Raw genomic sequence first — 308 nt, 5'->3', positions numbered from 1 at the left:
CCATAGCATGGTCAAAGTATGGAGACTGTTCTTTTGTCCATCCGTGATACTTCCACCAACCTTCGGCATTTCCATCCCATAAACCTATTTCTATAGAATATTCTTTATCTAATATTGCACCCCAACCACTTCCAGAAGCAATTACATTCAAAAACGGAGCAAAAGGTCTTGCCAAATGAACGTGTACTTCGTTGCCTTGAACTTCTACTGCAGGATCTATTACATCATGATAGAAATTAACTAAAGCCTCTTCGTATTCAGGAGATGTAGGATTCATCTCACCATCAAATATAGTAGCCCATGAAGCA

The 308-nt window shown here is 39.3% G+C and carries 1 pseudogene; it reads right to left on the bottom strand.

Annotated features, from left to right (window positions below):
- Nucleotides 1-308 (bottom strand): annotated as a pseudogene (locus AD60_RS10060) (ABC transporter substrate-binding protein); the annotation flags it as partial.

This window comes from Petrotoga sp. SL27 (genome assembly GCF_002924605.1).
GTDB classification, from domain to species: Bacteria; Thermotogota; Thermotogae; order Petrotogales; family Petrotogaceae; genus Petrotoga; species Petrotoga sibirica.
The sequence above is the reverse complement of the archived record's forward strand: the minus strand, read 5'-3'. Positions and strand labels throughout refer to the sequence as shown.